The organism is Xanthomonas sp. JAI131 (assembly GCF_013410075.1).
GTDB lineage: Bacteria > Pseudomonadota > Gammaproteobacteria > Xanthomonadales > Xanthomonadaceae > Xanthomonas_A > Xanthomonas_A bonasiae.
In genome coordinates this window covers 464,092-481,098 of record NZ_JACCCN010000002.1, presented here as the reverse complement: position 1 = coordinate 481,098, position 17,007 = coordinate 464,092, and the positions used below count along the sequence as shown (strand labels likewise).

The 17,007-nt window shown below is 67.9% G+C and carries 10 protein-coding genes; 3 read left to right on the top strand and 7 right to left on the bottom strand.

Annotated features, from left to right (window positions below; genetic code table 11):
* Positions 1-5: 5 nt before the first annotated feature.
* From HDC36_RS08870 to HDC36_RS08855, 4 genes are all read right to left on the bottom strand, one after another.
* On the bottom strand, positions 6-2,489 hold the full coding sequence (locus tag HDC36_RS08870; protein ID WP_179566399.1) for a family 20 glycosylhydrolase: 2,484 nt from the start codon (positions 2,487-2,489) through the stop codon (positions 6-8).
* 55 nt (positions 2,490-2,544) lie between these two features.
* On the bottom strand, positions 2,545-3,600 hold the full coding sequence (locus HDC36_RS08865) for a glycosyl hydrolase family 18 protein (protein ID WP_179566397.1): 1,056 nt from the start codon (positions 3,598-3,600) through the stop codon (positions 2,545-2,547).
* Positions 3,601-3,614: 14 nt separating this feature from the next.
* A complete protein-coding gene (locus HDC36_RS08860; RefSeq protein WP_179566395.1) occupies positions 3,615-5,309 on the bottom strand; it encodes an alpha-L-fucosidase in 1,695 nt (564 codons plus the stop codon).
* Positions 5,310-5,412: 103 nt separating this feature from the next.
* On the bottom strand, positions 5,413-8,031 hold the full coding sequence (locus tag HDC36_RS08855; RefSeq protein ID WP_179566393.1) for a TonB-dependent receptor: 2,619 nt from the start codon (positions 8,029-8,031) through the stop codon (positions 5,413-5,415).
* Positions 8,032-8,922: 891 nt separating this feature from the next.
* Here HDC36_RS08855 and HDC36_RS08850 point away from each other — a divergent pair.
* Entirely contained in the window at positions 8,923-9,945 is a 1,023-nt protein-coding gene (locus HDC36_RS08850) for a glucokinase family protein (RefSeq protein WP_179566391.1), read from the top strand.
* Between the two features lie 162 nt (positions 9,946-10,107).
* Here HDC36_RS08850 and HDC36_RS08845 read toward each other — a convergent pair whose 3' ends face one another.
* From HDC36_RS08845 to bioA, 3 genes are all read right to left on the bottom strand, one after another.
* Positions 10,108-12,726 (bottom strand): TonB-dependent receptor, encoded by a 2,619-nt coding sequence (locus tag HDC36_RS08845; protein WP_179566389.1) that lies wholly within the window; start codon positions 12,724-12,726, stop codon positions 10,108-10,110.
* A gap of 489 nt (positions 12,727-13,215) precedes the next feature.
* Entirely contained in the window at positions 13,216-13,947 is a 732-nt protein-coding gene (locus tag HDC36_RS08840) for a 16S rRNA (uracil(1498)-N(3))-methyltransferase (protein WP_179566387.1), read from the bottom strand.
* Positions 13,938-15,329, bottom strand: coding sequence for an adenosylmethionine--8-amino-7-oxononanoate transaminase (gene bioA, locus HDC36_RS08835; protein ID WP_179566385.1), 1,392 nt, complete (start codon positions 15,327-15,329; stop codon positions 13,938-13,940). Before bioA ends, HDC36_RS08840 begins: the two co-directional genes overlap by 10 nt.
* A gap of 74 nt (positions 15,330-15,403) precedes the next feature.
* Between bioA and nudE the strand changes: the two genes are divergently transcribed.
* Together nudE and cysQ are read left to right on the top strand one after the other, a co-directional pair.
* On the top strand, positions 15,404-15,958 hold the full coding sequence (nudE, locus tag HDC36_RS08830; protein ID WP_179566383.1) for an ADP compounds hydrolase NudE: 555 nt from the start codon (positions 15,404-15,406) through the stop codon (positions 15,956-15,958).
* The gene (gene cysQ, locus HDC36_RS08825; protein ID WP_179566381.1) at positions 15,955-16,755 is read left to right on the top strand and encodes a 3'(2'),5'-bisphosphate nucleotidase CysQ; all 801 of its coding nucleotides are present in this window, start codon (positions 15,955-15,957) and stop codon (positions 16,753-16,755) included. The genes nudE and cysQ overlap by 4 nt, the downstream gene beginning before the upstream one ends.
* Positions 16,756-17,007 lie beyond the last annotated feature (252 nt).

The following is a 17,007-nucleotide window of genomic DNA, read 5'->3' as shown; positions in this document are numbered from 1 at the left end:
CAGGGTCAACGCGCGGCGGCGGGGGGCGCCTGCGCGGTGGTTTCGATCAGGTGGACGGCGCCGATGGCGTAGTACGGGCCGTTGATGCGGGCGGTCGAACGCAGGCACAGGTCGTGCGTTCCGGTTTGCTTGGGCAACGGCGCTTCGAGCGAGAACTGCTCGCCAAGGGCCTTGCCGCCTGGCAGCGGGATCCGCGCCAGCAGCTTGCCCTTGCAGTCGCCCAGGCGCACTTCCAGTTCGCCGTGCGCGGTCTTGGCCGGGTATTGCTTGACCTTGGCCTGCTCGTGCGCCAGCCCGTAGTTGCGTGCCAGCCGCGCCGCATCGATGCGGATGCTGGCGATGCCGTCCAGGCGCGCGTCGGCGTAGCGCCAGCAGCTGCCGAACAGGTCGATGTTGAACACCGGCGTGTCCTTGCCCGGCATGTCCGGCAGCAGCGGCACGCGCAGGCCCAGGCTGCCGTCGGCGCAGGACCCCAGGCCCTGGGTGTCGCGGCTGAGCAGGCCGGGGCGGTCGAGGATGCGGGTACGCGGTGCGGCCAGCACGCTGCCGTCGTCGGCGAAGGTGGCCGCGCGCACGGTGACCGGCAGGGTCACCTCGAACGGCTTGGCGTAGCGCGGCGAATCCGCCTTGGGCTCGCTGCCGTCGGTGGTGTAGCGGAAGCTGCCGAACTTGGCCTGGTTGCCGAGCACGATGCTGGCCTTGCCGCTGTCCAGCGCGGCGTTGTCGCCGCCCTGGATGGCGATGTCCGGCGCGAACGCGCCGTCGCCATAGTCGATGCCGAGCGCACGGTAGCGGTTGAGCTGCGCCGGCAGGCGCTGCAGGAAACCGTCCCAGCCGCGCACCGCCATCGGCGACCACGCCGCCTCGGCCAGCGCGCCCAGGCGCGGGAACAGCGCGTGGTCGATATGCCAGGCCGAGGGAATGTATTCGGCCCACAGCGCGGCCTGCGCGCCGAGCACGTGCTTGGCTTCCTCGGCGCTGAGCGCGGCCGGGACCGGATCGAACTCGTAGACCTTCTGCAGCGGCAGCACCGCCAGCCGGCCGTTGGGCTCGTCGCTGCGTGCGCTCTGCAGGTTGTCCAGGTACAGCCAGCCGGCCGGCACCAGCACCACGTCGTGGCCCTGCTTGGCCGCGGTCACCGCGCCGTCGACGCCGCGCCAGGACATCACTGACGCGCTGGCCGGCAGGCCGCCTTCCAGGATCTCGTCCCAGCCGATCAGGCGTCGGTCGTGCTTGGTCAGGTAGTCGGACAGCTGCTGGTTGAACCAGCCCTGCATCGCGTGCGCGTCCTTGACCCCGAGCTTGCGCATCTGCGCGCGTACCGCCGGCGACCGCTCCCACTGGTCCTTGACCGCTTCGTCGCCGCCGATGTGGATGTACTGCGAGGGGAACAGCTGCAGCACTTCGTCGAGCACGCCCTGGATGAAGGTCATGCTCTTTTCGTCGGTGTCGAACAGGTAGGGATTGACGCCCCAGTCCACCGACACCTTCGGCCGCTGCTTGGTCACGCCGACCAGTTCCGGATACGCCGCCACCGCCGCCTGCGCATGCCCGGGCATGTCCAGTTCCGGCACGATGGTGATGTGCCGCGCGGCGGCGTAGGCGACCAGGTCGCGGATCTGGTCCTGGGTGTAGAAGCCGCCGTAACGGTCGGGCACGCCCTGCGTGCCTGCGCCAGGCGGGGTACGCCAGGCGCCGATCTCGGTGAGCTTGGGATAGCGCTTGATCTCGATGCGCCAGCCCTGGTCGTCGGTCAGGTGCAGGTGCAGCACGTTGAGCTTGTGCTCGGCCATCGCATCGATGACGTGCTTGACCGTGTCCGGGCCGTGGAAGTGGCGGGCCACGTCGAGCAGCAGGCCGCGCCAGCCGAAGCGCGGCCAGTCACGGATCTTGACCTCGGGCACGTCCACTTCGCCCTTGCCGGCATCGGGGGTGAGCAGCTGCCAGGCGCTCATCGCGCCGTAGAACAGGCCGCGCTCGTCGCGCGCCTGGATCAGCATGGTGCTGCCGTCCACGTCCAGCCCGTAGCCTTCCGGCGCTTCCACCGGGGCGTTGGGGTTCATCTGCAGGCGGATGGCGCCGTTGGCCGGAATGGTCTCGGCGCGCACCTCCAGCGACAGGCCGCGGGTCTTTTCCAGCAGCGTGGCCAGTTGCCGGGCCACGCGCATGGCCGCCTCGTCGTCGGTCGGGACCGACAGCGTGCTGCCGGTGCCGATGGTCAGCGTGGCGCTGCCGCGCTTGACCTGCGCCGGCGCCGGAATCAGCGGCAGCGGCGCCGTGCTGACCGGTTTCGGCGCAGCCGGCGCGGGCGCTGCGGCGGGCTTGGCCGTGTCCGCCGTGGCGGGGGCCTGGCGGTCGCAGCCGCTCAGCACGGCAGTGAGGGCGAACAGGGCAAGCCCCAGCCACGTGGTGCGGGACGTCGCCGCGACGCCCGCCGGGGCGGTCGTCGGGCGGTGTGGCGTGCGCTGGCGTGCACCTGCTGCAATCATTCGGTCTACCTCGTGCTGTGCGGACGCCTATCGTAGTGGATCGGCGCGTAACGGATCAGCGCGATGCGATCGGCAGCTCGTCCCACACCTTCGGATCCTCGGCGCCCAGCACCCAGCAGCTGAAGCCTTCCAGGCCGTATTCCTTCACCAGGTCGTAGCGCGCGCGGAAGCTGCGCGCATCCGGGCGGAACACCCACTCGCGCATGTCGTCGCGGTAGAAATAGAACCACGACTCCTGCTCCTGCGCATCCCACTGCACGGTGGCGTTCTGCTCGATCGCCAGCGGGAAGGACTCGTCGGCGTCGATGTAGGTCGCCGAGATGTTCGATGCTTCGGTGCCGTCTTCCTTCACCGGGTTGCCGGTGTACCAGCGGTAGCCGTAGGTGGCGATGCCCAGCGACAGCTTCTCCTTCGGCACCTGGGTCAGCGCGTAGTCCAGGTGCTTCTTCATCCACACCATGCCGTCGACCGGGCCGGGCGTGGTCCAGCGGGTGTGCTGGTCGTAGGTCATCAGGCTGACCAGGTCCACCGCCTGGCCCAGCGCCTTCAGGTCGTAGGCGCCGCGCCAGTACTCCCACATCCACTTGGAGAACTGTCCGCCTTCGGCATAGCCGGGCGCGTTCGGCACCACCGCCACCGACATCTTGAAGCCGGCCTTGTGCAGCGCGTCGGCGGTCTGCTTGACCATCAGCGTGTAGGCGTCGCGGTCGGTCCAGGCGATGTTCTCGAAATCGAACTGGAAGCCGTAGTAGCCGTTCTTTTTGCCGTGGATCAGCAGCGAAGCGATCATGCGCTTCTTCGCGTCCTCGTCGTGCATCAGCTTGTGGAAGCCGTCGCGGCCGGTGGTCATCGACAGGATCGGCATCACCCGCAGCTGCTTGCGCTTGGCGATGTCGTAGATGTACGCGTTGGGGGTGCCGTTGACCAGGCCGTTCTGGTCCACGCCGTACCAGGTCGGCACCAGCACGTCGATCTTGTCGACGTTGGCCAGGAACGAGTTGGTCGATTTCTGCGTGCTCATCAGATAGAACAGCGCGGTCGGGTTCTTGGCCATGGCCGGGGTGCAGACCATGGCCAGGGCAAGCAGCAGCCCTGCGAATCGCTTCATCATCGGGGGAATATCCGTCAGCGGGTGGAGGTGGGGGAGGGCAGGTCGATGCGGAACACGTAGGCGTGTTCGCCGGCGGGCTTGGCCGGCAGGGTCAGGTGCAGGCCGTCGGCGCGCTGTTCGAACGGCACCTTCTTGCCGGTGGCGAGCAGGGTCACGCCGCGCACGCCGTCGGCGGGCGTGAGCGAGCGGATCACCGCCTTGCCGCCGGCCGGCCAGCCCAGCTCGATCACGTACAGCGCGCCGTGGCCGGTGGTGAAGCGGAAATCCTCGGCGGTGTAGGGCTTGGTCTTGGTGTCCTGGAAGGTGCCACCGACCACTTCGGTCGGGCCCTCGCCGTAGGTGCGCCACGGCTGGCTGTCGTAGATCGCCTCGCCGTTGGTCTTCAGCCACTTGCCGATCGACAGCAGGATGTCGCGTTCGGTGTCCGGGATCGAGCCGTCGGCGCGCGGGCCGATGTTGAGCATCAGGTTGCCGTTCTTGCTGACCACGTCCACCAGCATGTGCACGATGAAGGTCGGGGTCTTGTAGGTGTCGTTCTCCACATAGCCCCACGAGGCGTTGCTGACCGAGGTGTCGGTCTGCCAGTGGGTCGGATGGATGCCGGTGAGCTGGCCGCGCTCGATGTCCAGCGTGCCGGCGCCTTCCGGGAACGCGCCGAGCTTGTAGTTCACCACCACCCCGTCGCCGCGCGCGGCGCCGTGGTTGTAGTAGTACGACAGCATGGTCGGCAGGGTGCTGCGGAAGGTGGGGTGCGCGATCCACCAGTCGAAGTAGATCAGCTCCGGGTCGTAGCGGTCGATCAGCTCGGTGGTGCGCGCCAGCCAGTCGTCCAGCCACGCCTGCGACACCGGCGTCCAGTCGTTGGCGACGTCGGCGTCGTCCTTGCCGCGCAGGCGGATCTGCGCCGGGCCGTACAGGCCGGCGTAGCGCGGATCGTTGACGTCCGAGTCGAACGTGCGGCCGCCGTCGAAGAACCAGTTGTGCTCGGCGCGGTGCGAGGACAGGCCGAAGTGCATGCCCTGCGCGCGGATCGCCTTGGACAGCTCGCCGATCACGTCGCGCTTGGGGCCCATCTTGGTCGCGGTCCAGTCCGACAGCTGCGAGTCGTACATCGCGAAGCCGTCGTGGTGCTCGGCCACCGGCACCACGTAGCGCGCGCCGGCCTCGCGGAACAGCTTGGCCCAGCCCTGCGGGTCGAACTTGGGCGCGGTGAACAGCGGGATCAGGTCCTTGTAGCCGAAGGTGGACTGCGGGCCGTACTTCTCGCGGTGGTGCGCGTAGTCCTGGCTGTCCTTGGCGTCGGGTTGGTACATGTTGCGCGAGTACCACTCGTTGCCGAAGGCCGGCACCGAGAACACGCCCCAGTGGATGAAGATGCCGAACTTGGCGTTGTCGTACCAGCCGGGCGAACGGTAGTGCTTCAGCGAGGTCCAGTCCGGGCGGAACGGCCCCTTGCGCGCGCCGGCATCGGCTTCGCGTACCAGCCGCGCGCGTTCGGGCGCGTACTTGGCGGTGGCCTGCAGCCACTGCTGGTCGATCTGTTCGGGACTGAGGGTGGTGGCGGTGGGCGCGGTCGGCGACGGCGCATCCGCGGCGTCGGCGGACACGGCCGCCAACGCGAGAATGAGGGAGAAGCTGCTTGCCAGAGTCTTGCGTACAGCTCCGGCGTGGCGGGATCGGTCCGCGCGCAGGCGGGTCTCGGACGTCATGGAACTGCACTCCTCTGTAGAAAACGCGATGCCGGCGCAAACGAACCGCCGGGCAAAAAAAGGGCGCGCCACCGTGGAGGGTCGGTGGCGCGCCAGTCCTACATCAGAACTTGAAGTTCAGCTGCGCCTGGTAGCCGCGGCCGTTCTTGTACATGCCGATCGGCGCGTACTTGACCTCGTTGTACCAGTAGTACGTGGAGTCGAGCAGGTTGGTGGCGCTGACGCTGACGCTCATCCAGTCGTTGATCTCGTACGAGGCGGTCAGGTCGAGCTGCTTGTACTCGTCGGTGAACACGTTCGAGTCCAGGCGGCCGATCTGGGTGAAGTACTTGGAGCGGTAGCTGTAGTTCACCCGCACCATCCACGGACCGTTTTCCCAGTACGGGATCACGTTGTAGGTGTTGCGCGACAGGTACGGCAGGTTCAGGCCGTCCTCGGAGCTGGACTCGGCGTAGGTGTAGTTCGCCTGCAGGCCGAAGCCGTAGCCGAACGCCTGCTGGTAGTTCAGCGACGCGCCCTTGACCTTGGCGCCGGTGGCGTTGACCGGACGGGTCACGCTGTACGGCTGGTTGACGATGCCGTTGGTCGGGTCGCTGAGGATCTCGGTGGTCGTGGTGCTGACGATGTAGGAGCTGATGTCGCGGTAGAACACCTCGGCCGACAGCATGCTGGACGGGGCGAAGTACCATTCGGCGGCCAGATCGTAGTTGGTCGACTCGTACGGCTTCAGGTCCGGGTTGCCGCCGCTGGCGGTCAGGTCGCCGCTGGTGCTGTTGAGCGAGAACGAACCGGCCAGGTCGCTGTAGCGCGGGCGTGCCATCACCTTGGCCGCGGAGAAGCGCAGCACCTTGGTGTCGTCCAGGTCATAGGCGATGTTGAAGCTGGGCAGCGGCTTCTTGTACTCGTTGCTGACCTGCTCGAAGGTGTAGGTCGTGCCGCCATCGTTGGTCTGGTAGTACTGCGACTTGTCCTTGGTATCGGCATAGCGCAGGCCGACGTTGCCGCGGAACTTGCCGGCTTCGAAGTTCATCTGCGCGTACAGGTCGCTGGTGATTTCCTTGACGTCGTAGATCTGGCCGTACTTGGGCGTCAGCGCCGCCTGCGGCAGCGACTTCAGGTACTTGAGCACCGAGTTGAGGTTGGCGGTCGGCCAGTTGACCAGGTCGCCGCTGGCGCCCAGGCCGTCGTACAGACCGCTCGGCGTGGTGCCCGGGCTGAAATCGGTCAGCAGCACGTCCTGGTTGGCGAAGATCGCATTGCCACGCGAGTTCTGGCCGTTGTCGTGGTTGATGTACTTGTAGCCCACCAGCACCTTGTTGAACGGGCCCCACTGCAGATCGCGGGCCGCATCGAACTGGAAGTACTTTTCCTTGTCCTGGGTGGTGGTGTACTCGACGCCGCCGGCCTGCTGGCCGGACGCCAGGCCCCAGTTGGACGCGCTGTTGTTGTCGTAGGTGACGCCGGTGTGGCTGCCGTCGTAGTTGAAGTTGTAGCCGCCGTCCTGCAGCAGGAACTTCATCAGGTACTCGGGGTTCTTGCCGCCGGTGGCCTTGGTGGTGCCGGCCTGGGTGGTGAACACCCAGTTGTCGCCGTACCAGTCGTGGCGCAGGTTCACGCTCTGCGTGGTGACCGTGCTTTCGCGATAGTTGGTGTCGAGCTGGGCATAGGGCTGGCCGGCGGCGCCGTCGGTGACGGTGCCGGAGGTGATGTAGCCGTTCTCGACGTTGGCGCTGGTGACCTTCTGCAGGTCGTTGTTGCACGCCGGACAGACGTAGCGCGACTCGCTGAAGTTGTTGTACTTGCCCTTGATGTAGATGCCGGTCAGGTTGAACTCGTTCTGCTCGTTCGGCTTCCACTGCAGCGCGCCCTGCAGGCCGTTGCGCTCGCGGGTCTGCTGGAAGTAGGCGCTGTTGATGCCGGCCGGCACCTTGGCAGTAGCAACGTTACCACCGTCGCCCGTGACATTGGCGGTGGCGGGGATGTTGGCGCCGGTGGTGTAGCCGAAGAACTCGATGCCGGCGCGCGAGATGTCCTGCTTGTCGTGGGTGGCGGAGATCAACGCGCCGAAGGTCTCGTCGTCGTTCTTCCAGCTCCACAGCGCCGAGCCGCGCGGGTTGCCTTCTTCCGAGCGGTCGTTGTAGTTGTAGCCGACCGAGCCGCGGATGGTGTTCTTCGGCAGGTCCAGCGGCTTGCGGGTGTGCACGATCACGGTGCCGCCGATCGAGCCTTCGTCGATGCGCGCTTCCGGGGTCTTGTAGACCTCCATCAGGCCGATGATTTCCGGCGACAGCAGGGTGTAGTTGAAGGTGCGGCCGCTGGTGTCGGACGGGTTGCCGCCCCAGTCGCCCGAGGCGATGGTCTGGCCGTTGAGCAGCACGCGGTTCAGCGCCGGGTCGGTGCCGTTGATGCTGACCTTCTCGCCTTCGCCGAACTGGCGGTCCACGCTGATGCCCGGCAGGTGCGCCAGCGACTCGGCGGCATTGGTGTCCGGGAACTTGCCGATGTCCTCGGCGCTGATCGCGTCGACGATGGAGTTGGCCGAGCGCTTGACCGCCTGGCTCTTCTCCAGCGAGGCGCGGTAGCCGGTGACGGTGATGGTGTCCAGCTCCTGGACGTTCTTCGATTCTGCGCTGGAAGCGGGTGCTTCCTGCGCCATAGCATTACCGGACAGGTACAGCGCGGCCATGATGCTGATGGCTAACGTGGTGGTGCGGCTATTCATTGGCTAAACCTCTGGGTTAGTACATGGGCATGAGGTGCCAACCGATGTTCCGGCGTGCTGGCCGCTGCCCGGCCTGTTGATTGCGCGACACCTTGCGGTGGCTGCGCGTATCGCGTCTCGGTGCGCGTCGTCCGGTCGTTGACGCGGAAGTAGCCGGCCGGCGGCACCGAGGGCGCCGGTCCTTCCTTGTTTCCTGTTGAGTGACAACCAAATCCAGCAAAGCCGTGCAAGTTGCAGTTGCCTGATGCGCGGACGGGACTGTCCCGTTCCGTGCACGGCGTTGGAGCCGTTCGCCTTCCGTTGCGGGCCGCGGCCAGGAAACCTCCTGAGCGCGGCCTGCCAGGCACCGGATCGCGAGGTGGCGCTGCCCGGTGTCCCTGAACGTGGCGTGTCTTGAAGATGTAAAACTTGTATGCGACCGAGTCTGTAATAGCGTTGACAGCGTTGTCAACACTTACTTCACGGGATTTTGACAATTCTCGGCACGGATGCGACGACAGGTGCCGAAGATGAACCTGCTTAGTTTCCGGGTCGCTGCGTAGGTGCTTGTCTGGCAAAGGAAATCCACGCTGGGAAGGTGGTCCGGCGGCGCATTGGTGGCGGCATGTCCGCTGGGCTGCGACGCGCGACAGCAAGACCTGCATCCCAGAATTTGTGCATTGCGGCGAATTTCCGCCCGCCGTTCGCATCGGCTTTCGGGCGCTCCATCGGCAATGTCGGTGTCCTGTCGGAATAAGGCGACGAATCGGCCGCGATGGCTTATCGTGGAAGCAGTGACGGTAGAGCGACATTTGGGTGAATTTCATCTTGACAACGTTGTCAAGGTGGTCTGAAACTCGATCGATCAACAGGCCCATCGGCTGCGCCCTGTGGGGCGCAACGGGAGAATACGTGTCCGCAAGCAGTTCACCAGTGGCAGCGGCCGGGCCGCGCGCCGAGCCTTTCATCGCCGCCGACGTCGGCGGTACCCATGTACGTATCGGCCTGGTGTCGCGCGGCGACGCCACCGACAGCGTGCAGACGGTCAAGGTGCTGGACTATCGCAAGTACCGCTGTGCCGACTATCCGGGCCTGACCGAGATCATCGGCGAGTTCCTGTCCGGCGTGCCGGGTCCGGCGCCGACCCGTGGCGTGATCGCCAGCGCCGGCTATGCGCTGGAAGACGGCAGGGTGATCACCACCAATCTGCCGTGGAGCCTGTCGCCGCCGGAGATCCGCGAGCGCCTGGGCATGCAGGCGCTGCACCTGGTCAACGATTTCGAAGCGGTGGCCTATGCCGCCTCGTCGATGGATGCCAGCGAAGTGTTGCATGTGACCGGCCCGCGCAAGGCGCAGCGCGGACCGGCGCTGGTGATCGGCCCGGGCACCGGGCTCGGCGCGGCGGTGTGGATTCCGACCAATGGCGGCGCAGTCGTGCTGGCCACCGAAGCCGGACACGCGGCCTTGCCGATCGGCAGCGAACTGGAAATGGCGATCGCACAACGGCTGCTGCGCACGCGCAGCTATGTGCCGGTGGAACACCTGCTGTCCGGCCCCGGTCTGCTCAATCTCTATAAGGTGTTGTGCGAACTGCACGATGCCGCGCCGGTGCATGCCTCGCCCAGCGAGGTCACCGCCGCGGCGCTGGGCGGCAACGATGCGCTGGCGCACGAAGCGCTGTCGGCGTTCTGCGGCCTGCTCGGCAGCGTGGTCGGCGATATGGCGCTGCTGTACGGCATCCAGAGCGGCATCTACCTGGCCGGCGGCTTCCTGCCGCAGATCGGCGCGTTCCTGGCCGCCAGCGCCTTCGTCGAGCGCTATTTGAACAAGGGCGCGATGCGCCCGGCGCTGGAGCAGATCCCGGTGAAGCTGGTGGAGCACGGCCAGCTCGGGGTGATCGGCGCGGCGAACTGGTTCCTGCAGCAGCAGCGCTAGCGCCTCCTCGCCGCGATTGTCGACCGACTGCGGGAGTGTCGCTGGGTGGCCCCAAACCACCCAGTGCCGCTCCCGCGTCGTTTTTGTGCCGTCGTCGCGCGGGTTGACCGACTTTGCGATCGCAGTGCGGCGACCGCCTGCGCGGCCGCCGCGCCGCCGCGGCTACAGCGTGAAGTGCACGCTGAGCATGTAGCCGCGCCCGTTCTTGTACAGATAGTAGGGCTGGCTCTCCTGGCCGACGTAGCTGTAGTAGGTCTCGTCCAGCAGGTTGGTCCCCTCCAGCTGCAGCTTGACCTTGTCGGTGACGGCGTAGGACACCGACGCATCGAGCTGGGTGAAGTCGTCGGTCATCTGGTTCGCGCCCAGGCGCCCGATCTGGGTGAAGTAGGCCGAGCGCCAGCCCAGGGTCAGCCGCGCCTCCCATGGCCCTTTCTCGAAGTAGGGGCTGAGGTTGTAGCTGTTCTTGGAGTTGTAGGGCAGGTTGTAGTCGCCCTGGGTGTCGGCCTTGGAGTAGGTATAGTTCGCCGCCAGGCCGAAGCCGCCGCCGAGTTCCTGCTGGTAGCTCAGCGACACGCCCTTGACCTTGGCTGCGCCGGAATTCTGCGGCAGCGTCACCTCGTAGATGTCCTCGCGGTCGTAGGTGTTGTTGTGCAGCGGCTGCTGCACCAGGGTCTGCAGGATGTAGTTGGAGATGTCGCGGTAGAACAGTTCGCCGGCGAGCACGCTGTTGGGCGCGAAATACCATTCCAGCGACGCGCCGTAATTGGTGGAGCGGTACGGGTCCAGCGCCGGATTGCCGCTGCTGGCGGTGAGCTTGTTGTCGTCGGCATTGACGTAGGGCGTGAGGTCGGCATAGCGCGGCCGCGCGATCACCTTGGCCGCGGCCACGCGCAGGATCAGCGCATCGGACAGGTCGTAGGCGAAGTTCAGCGACGGCAGCCATTCGCCGTAGGACTTGTTGTAGCGCACCGGCGCATAGGCGCTGCCGTCGTACTGGTAGCCGCCGATCGCGTCGCGGGTGTTGACGTAGCGCACGCCGATGTTGCCGCGGTAGTTGTAGCCAGAAAAATCCGCCTGCAGGTACGCCGCGCGGTTGCGCTCGACCACGTCGAAGCTGCTGCCGTAGCTGGGGGCGAGCGTGTCGCTGCCGGGCAGGCCGCCGACGTAGTCCACCAGCGCGCCAGGGCTTTGCCGCGGCCAGTGGCGCATGTCGTCGCTGACCGACAGGCCGTCCAGGTAGCCGCCGGGCGTGCCGCCGCCATAGACCGCGGCCAGCGTGGTGTCCGGATCGGCGGGGAAGCTGTCGTAGTACATGTCCTGCGCGGTGCTGTGGCGCGTGGCCTTGAGCCCGGCGCGCAGCTTGGTGATCGGCCCCCAGGCCACGTCGTGGTCGAAGTCCAGTTGCGCGTAGCGCTCCTTGTCCAGGTTCGGATAGCGGTTGACGGTGGCGCCCAGCACCGACATCGATTCCAGCGCCGACGGCGGCACGGCGTAGTCCACGCCGACGGTGCGGTGGTCGATGGCGTAGTCGTAGGCGCCGTTGCCGCGGAAGGTGAGGCCGTAGATGCGGTCGGCGCCGCCGGCCGAGCGGGTCGCGCCGACCTGGCCGGAAACGTTCCAGCCGTCGCCGTGCCAGTCGCCGCGCAGGGTGTTGCTGCTGGTCTTGACCGTGGTCTTGCGCACGTACGAATCGAGGATGGTTTCGGCGTTGTCGCCATAGGCTCCCGAGGTGGCGACGCCGTCGGTCACGTCCAGCGCGGTGGCGTTGGCCGGCACGACGTTGGCGTAGCGGCTCTGGTTGACGTTGTCGAAGGTCTCTTCGACATACAGGCCGGTGTAGGTCAGTTCGAAGGCATCGTTCGGCTTCCACTGCAGCGAGCCGGTGACGCCGTCGCGCTTGCGGGTCTGGGTGAACAGCGCGCTGTTGATCGCGGTGGGGTAGACCCCTTGCTTGCCGGCGGCGACCGCGTCGGGAAAGCCGGCGCCCTGGATGTCGCTGTAGCCGAAGATCTCCACGCCGTCGCGGCGCAGCGAGCGCTCCGAATGCATCACCGAGCCGAGCACGCCGAGCGTGCCGGCGTCGTTCTTCCAGTTGTACAGCAGCGAGGCGTTGGGCTTGCCGTCCTCGGAGCGGTCGTTGTAGCCGTAGCTGACGCTGCCGGTCAGCAGGTTCCTGTCCAGTTCCAGCGGCTTGCGCGTGTGCAGGATCACGGTGCCGCCCAGGCTGCCTTCGTCGATGCTGGCCTGCGGGCTCTTGTAGACCTCGGCGCTGCCGATCACTTCCGGCGCCAGCAGCGAATAGTTGAACGAGCGGCTGTCCGGATTGTTCGGATCGCCGCCCCAACTGGTGGAGGCGATGCTCTGGCCGTTGAGCAGGACCCGGTTCAGGGCCGGATCGGTGCCCAGGATCGAGACCTTCTCGCCTTCGCCGAACTGGCGATCTACGCTAACCCCGGGCAGGTGCGACAGCGATTCGGCGACATTGGCTGCGGGAAACTTGCCGACGTCCTCGGCCGAGATAGCATCGACGATCGCATCGGCGTTGCGTTTGATGTTGAGCGATTTCTGCAGGCTGGCGCGATAGCCGGTGACCTTGACCGCATCCAGTTCCTGGACCGCCGCGGGCGTGGCCTGGCCGCTGGCGGATGCACCGGCGTCGGCCACAGGCGCTGCCGCGTCGTCGCGCTGCGGCGTGGGAACTTGCTGGGCGAAGGCGCTGGCCGGTGCGGCCAGTGCGGCGGCGATGGCGAAGGCCAGGGGAGCGAGGCGGGTGTGGTTCAAGCGGGCGGTCTCCGAAAGGTGCGCAGGACGCGAAAAGCCTGCCGGCGTGGCGGCAGGCAAGTGACGCCATCGGCCCGGATGCGGCGCGATGGGCGAATGGAAAAGAAGGGCGGGGCGTGCATGCCGCCGCGCGGCGGAGACGGCACGTCGGCATCGGCGCTGCGCTGCGTGACGGCGCGCGCGCCGCACGTGGGCGCGGCAGCGGCGGATGGCGCACGCGGCTGCGCGTGCGTGGGTTGTGCGGACGGGCGACCACGCGCTGGCGGGCCGTGTCGTTCGTTGCGCCGGTTCAAACCGGAAGCACCCCGCGCGATGGCTCAGGAGCGCCGACTGTGTCGCGCTTGTCCTTCGTTGTCAACGCGCATCGCGGTTAAAGAATCGCTAAGAAAAGCGCTGTTTTGCAGGGGGAATCCGCAATTCGTGCGGCGTCGGCGGCGCCGCCGCGGCGCGCCTGCGGTCAACGATGTCTACGCGATTGCGTGCGCCGGTTCACAGGTCGCCGCAGCGCGCCTGCAATGCGGCGATCGCGGCCAGGCCGGCGGTTTCGGTGCGCAGGATGCGCGGTCCCAGGCGCAGGCCGGCGAAGCCGGCGGCGTGCAGCGCGGCGCGATCGCGCGGCGACCAGCCGCCTTCCGGGCCGATCGCGATCGTCGCCGCGTTGCCGGCGATGTCCAGCGTGCGCAGCCGGTGTTCGCCTTGCGGATCGAGGATGAGCTTCAGCTGCGTGCCGGCCACGGCAGCGGCGGCATCGGCCAGCGCCAGCGGCGCGGCCAGGCCGGGCACGCGCGCGCGGCCGGACTGTTCGCAGGCCGAGACGACGACGCTGCGCCAGTGCGCCACGCGCTTTTCCGTACGCGCCGCATCCAGCTTCACCTCGGTGCGTTCGGCCCACACCGGCACGATCGCGGCCACGCCCAGTTCGGTCGCCTTCTGCAGGATCAGGTCCATCTTCTCGCCGCGCGCCACGCCCTGCAGCAGGGTGATCGCCAGCGGCGACTCGTTGTCCGCCGGCTGCGCCGCGCCGATCCGCGCGCTGGCGCCGCGCTTGCCGACCTGCAGCAGTTCGGCGTCGTAGTCGCAGCCGTCGCCGTTGAACAGCACGCAGCGGTCGCCCTCGCGCAGCCGCAGCACGCGCAGCAGATGCCCGGCGACGTCCTCGGGCAACACCACGTCGTCGCCGGCGTGCAGTGGCAGATCGACATGGCAGCGGGTCAGGCGCATGCCACGGCCTCGTCGATCGCGGCCAGGGTGGTCTCGGCGAGCAGCGCCAGCTGGTTGTCGTCCACGCAGTACGGCGGCATCCAGTACAGCACGTCGCCCAGCGGGCGCAGCACCACGCCACGCTGCAGGGCGGCCCGGTACGCGCACAGGCCGACCCGTGCGCCGGCGGCGAACGGGGTGCGCTTGTCGCCGTTGCGGGTCAGTTCGAACGCGACCACCATCCCGGCCTGGCGCACGTCGGCCACGTGCGGATGGTCGTTGAACGGCGCCGACAGCGCGCGCATGGTTTCGGCGGTGCTGCGGTTGCGCGCGATCACGTCGTCCTGCTGGAAGATCCGCAGACAGGCCAGCGCGGCGGCGCAGGCCAGCGGATTGCCGGTATAGCTGTGCGAGTGCAGGAAGGCGCGCTCGCGGCTGTCGTCGAGGAAGGCGTCATATAAGTGTTGCGTGGCCAGCACCGCCGACAGCGGCAGGAAGCCGCCGGTCAGGCCCTTGGACAGGCACAGCAGGTCCGGCATGACCCCGGCCTGCTCGCAGGCGAACAGGGTGCCGGTGCGGCCGAAGCCGGTGGCGATCTCGTCGGCGATCAGGAACGCGCCGTTGGCGTCGCACAGCTCGCGCGCGCGGCGCAGGTAGGCCGGGTCGTGCATGCGCATGCCGCCGGCGCATTGCAGGCGCGGCTCCAGGATCACCGCGCAGATCTCGCCCGGATGGCGGTCGAACAGGTCGGCCAGCGCATCGGCGGCGGCATCGGCGCGCTGCCGTGCGCTCTGTCCCGGCGCGGCCAGGTAGGCGTCGGGCGAGGGCGCGAACAGCGCTTCGCACAGCAGCGGCGCGTAGACCCGCCGGTACAGCGGGATGTCGCCGACCGCCAGCGCGCCGATGGTCTCGCCGTGGTAGCCGTTCTCCAGCGCGACGAAGCGGGTGCGGCGGGTCTCGCCGCGGTTGTGGAAATAGTGGAAGGCCATCTTCAGCGCCACCTCGACCCCGGCCGAGCCGTTGTCGGCGTAGAACACCTTGGCCAGCGGCGCGCGCCCGTCCTGGCGCGGCGCCAGCGCCAGCAGCTGCTCGGCCAGTTCCACCGCCGGCGCGTGGCTGAACCCGGCCAGCATCACCTGTTCCAGCTGGGTGGCCTGCGCGGCGATGGCCGCGGCGATGCGCGGCTCGCTGTGGCCGAACAGATTGGTCCACCAGCTGCTCACCGCATCCAGGTAGCGGTTGCCTTCGTGATCGATCAGCCAGGCGCCTTCGCCACGCGCGATCGGCAGCAGCGGCAGGGTGTCCGGATGCTCGCGCATCTGCGTGCAGGGGTGCCACAGCACCGCCAGGTCGCGTTGCCGCCAGGCGGCGGCAGTCTGTGATGCGGTCAGGTCTGTTAGCATTTCGCGCTCATGAACAGGTTCTTCGCTCCGTGCATTCTATCGATCGACGCCGCAAAGCGCCGCGGGGTGCCGGCGTGAGCCGTCCGTTGCCGATCATCCACGCGCTGCGCGAGCGCGGCGAGTCGGCCATGGAGCGCAAGGTCGAAGAGCTGGACTTGGAGTTCAGCAACGGCGAACGGCGCGTGTTCCACCGGCTCAAATCCCCCGGCCACGGCGCGGTGGTGGTGGTGCCGATGCTGGACGCGCAGACAGTGCTGCTGGTGCGCGAGTACGCCGCCGGCGTGCACCGCTACGAACTGGGCCTGGTCAAGGGCCGCATCGATGCCGGCGAGACGCCGCTGCAGGCGGCCGACCGCGAACTCAAGGAAGAAGCCGGTTACGGCGCCCGCCAGCTGCAGGTGCTGCGCGCGATGACCCTGGCGCCCACGTATATGAGCCACCAATCCTGGCTGGTGCTCGCGCAAGATCTCTATCCCGAAAAACTTGCCGGCGACGAGCCGGAGGAACTAGAAGTGGTGCCCTGGAAACTGGCTGAATTGGACCAACTGATGTTGCGTGAGGATTTTTCCGAAGGGCGTTCGCTGGCGGCGCTGTTCATCGCCCGCGAGTGGCTGGGTCGTACCGGATGATCCGCATCACCGCAGACCTGCGCGAAACCGTCATCGCCATCGCCATCGACGCCGCCGCGGCGATCATGGCCGTCTACGCCACCGGCTTCGACGTCGAGCACAAGGCCGACGCCAGCCCGCTGACCCAGGCCGACCTGGCCGCGCACCGGATCATCGTCGAAGGCCTGGAACGGCTGACCCCCGACCTGCCGGTGCTGTCCGAGGAGTCGGCGCACATTCCCTGGGACGTGCGCGAGCACTGGACCAGCTACTGGCTGGTGGACCCGCTCGACGGCACCCGCGAGTTCGTCAAGCGCAACGGCGAGTTCAGCGTCAACATCGCGCTGATCCACCAGGGCGCGCCGGTGTTCGGCGTGGTCCAGGCGCCGGTCGATGGCCGCGTCTGGCACGCGGTGCGCGGCGAGCAGGCGTACCGTCGCGACGGTTTCCGCGACACCGCCCTGAACACGCGGCGGCCGGCCAGCGCGCCGCTGCGGGTGGCGGCCAGCCGCTCGCACCGCGATCCGCGCACCGACGCGCTGCTGCTGCGCATGGGCGAGACCGAGGTGATCGCGCAGGGCTCGTCGCTGAAGTTCTGTCGCATCGCCGACGGCGAGCTGGACGTGTACCCGCGCTTCGGCCCGACCTCCGAATGGGACACCGCCGCCGGCCAGTGCGTGCTGCAGGCCGCCGGCGGCACGCTGCTCGCCGCCGATACCGGCAAGCCGTTCCGCTACAACCGCCGCGAATCGCTGCTCAACGGCGATTTCCTGGCGCTGGGCGATCCGATGCTGCCGTGGCGCAGCTGGTTGGGCTGAGCGCCCGCTGTCGCCGGCAGCGGCGATCGCCTGCAAGGCGGCGTCGCGGCTGACGCCGCTGCAATGCGCGCCCTCGGTCGCCAGGCGCGATGACGGCGTTGCGGCCATGCGCCGCCGGTCGTTCGCGTGCGCCGCCGCGCCGCTGGTCCCGTCGCCGACCGCTCATCGTGCAGGCCGCTCTGCCAAACTAGCCGGCAGGCGGCGCCGTTGCCGTCGCATCGGAACCCGCACGTGACCGCAGCCCGCTACGAC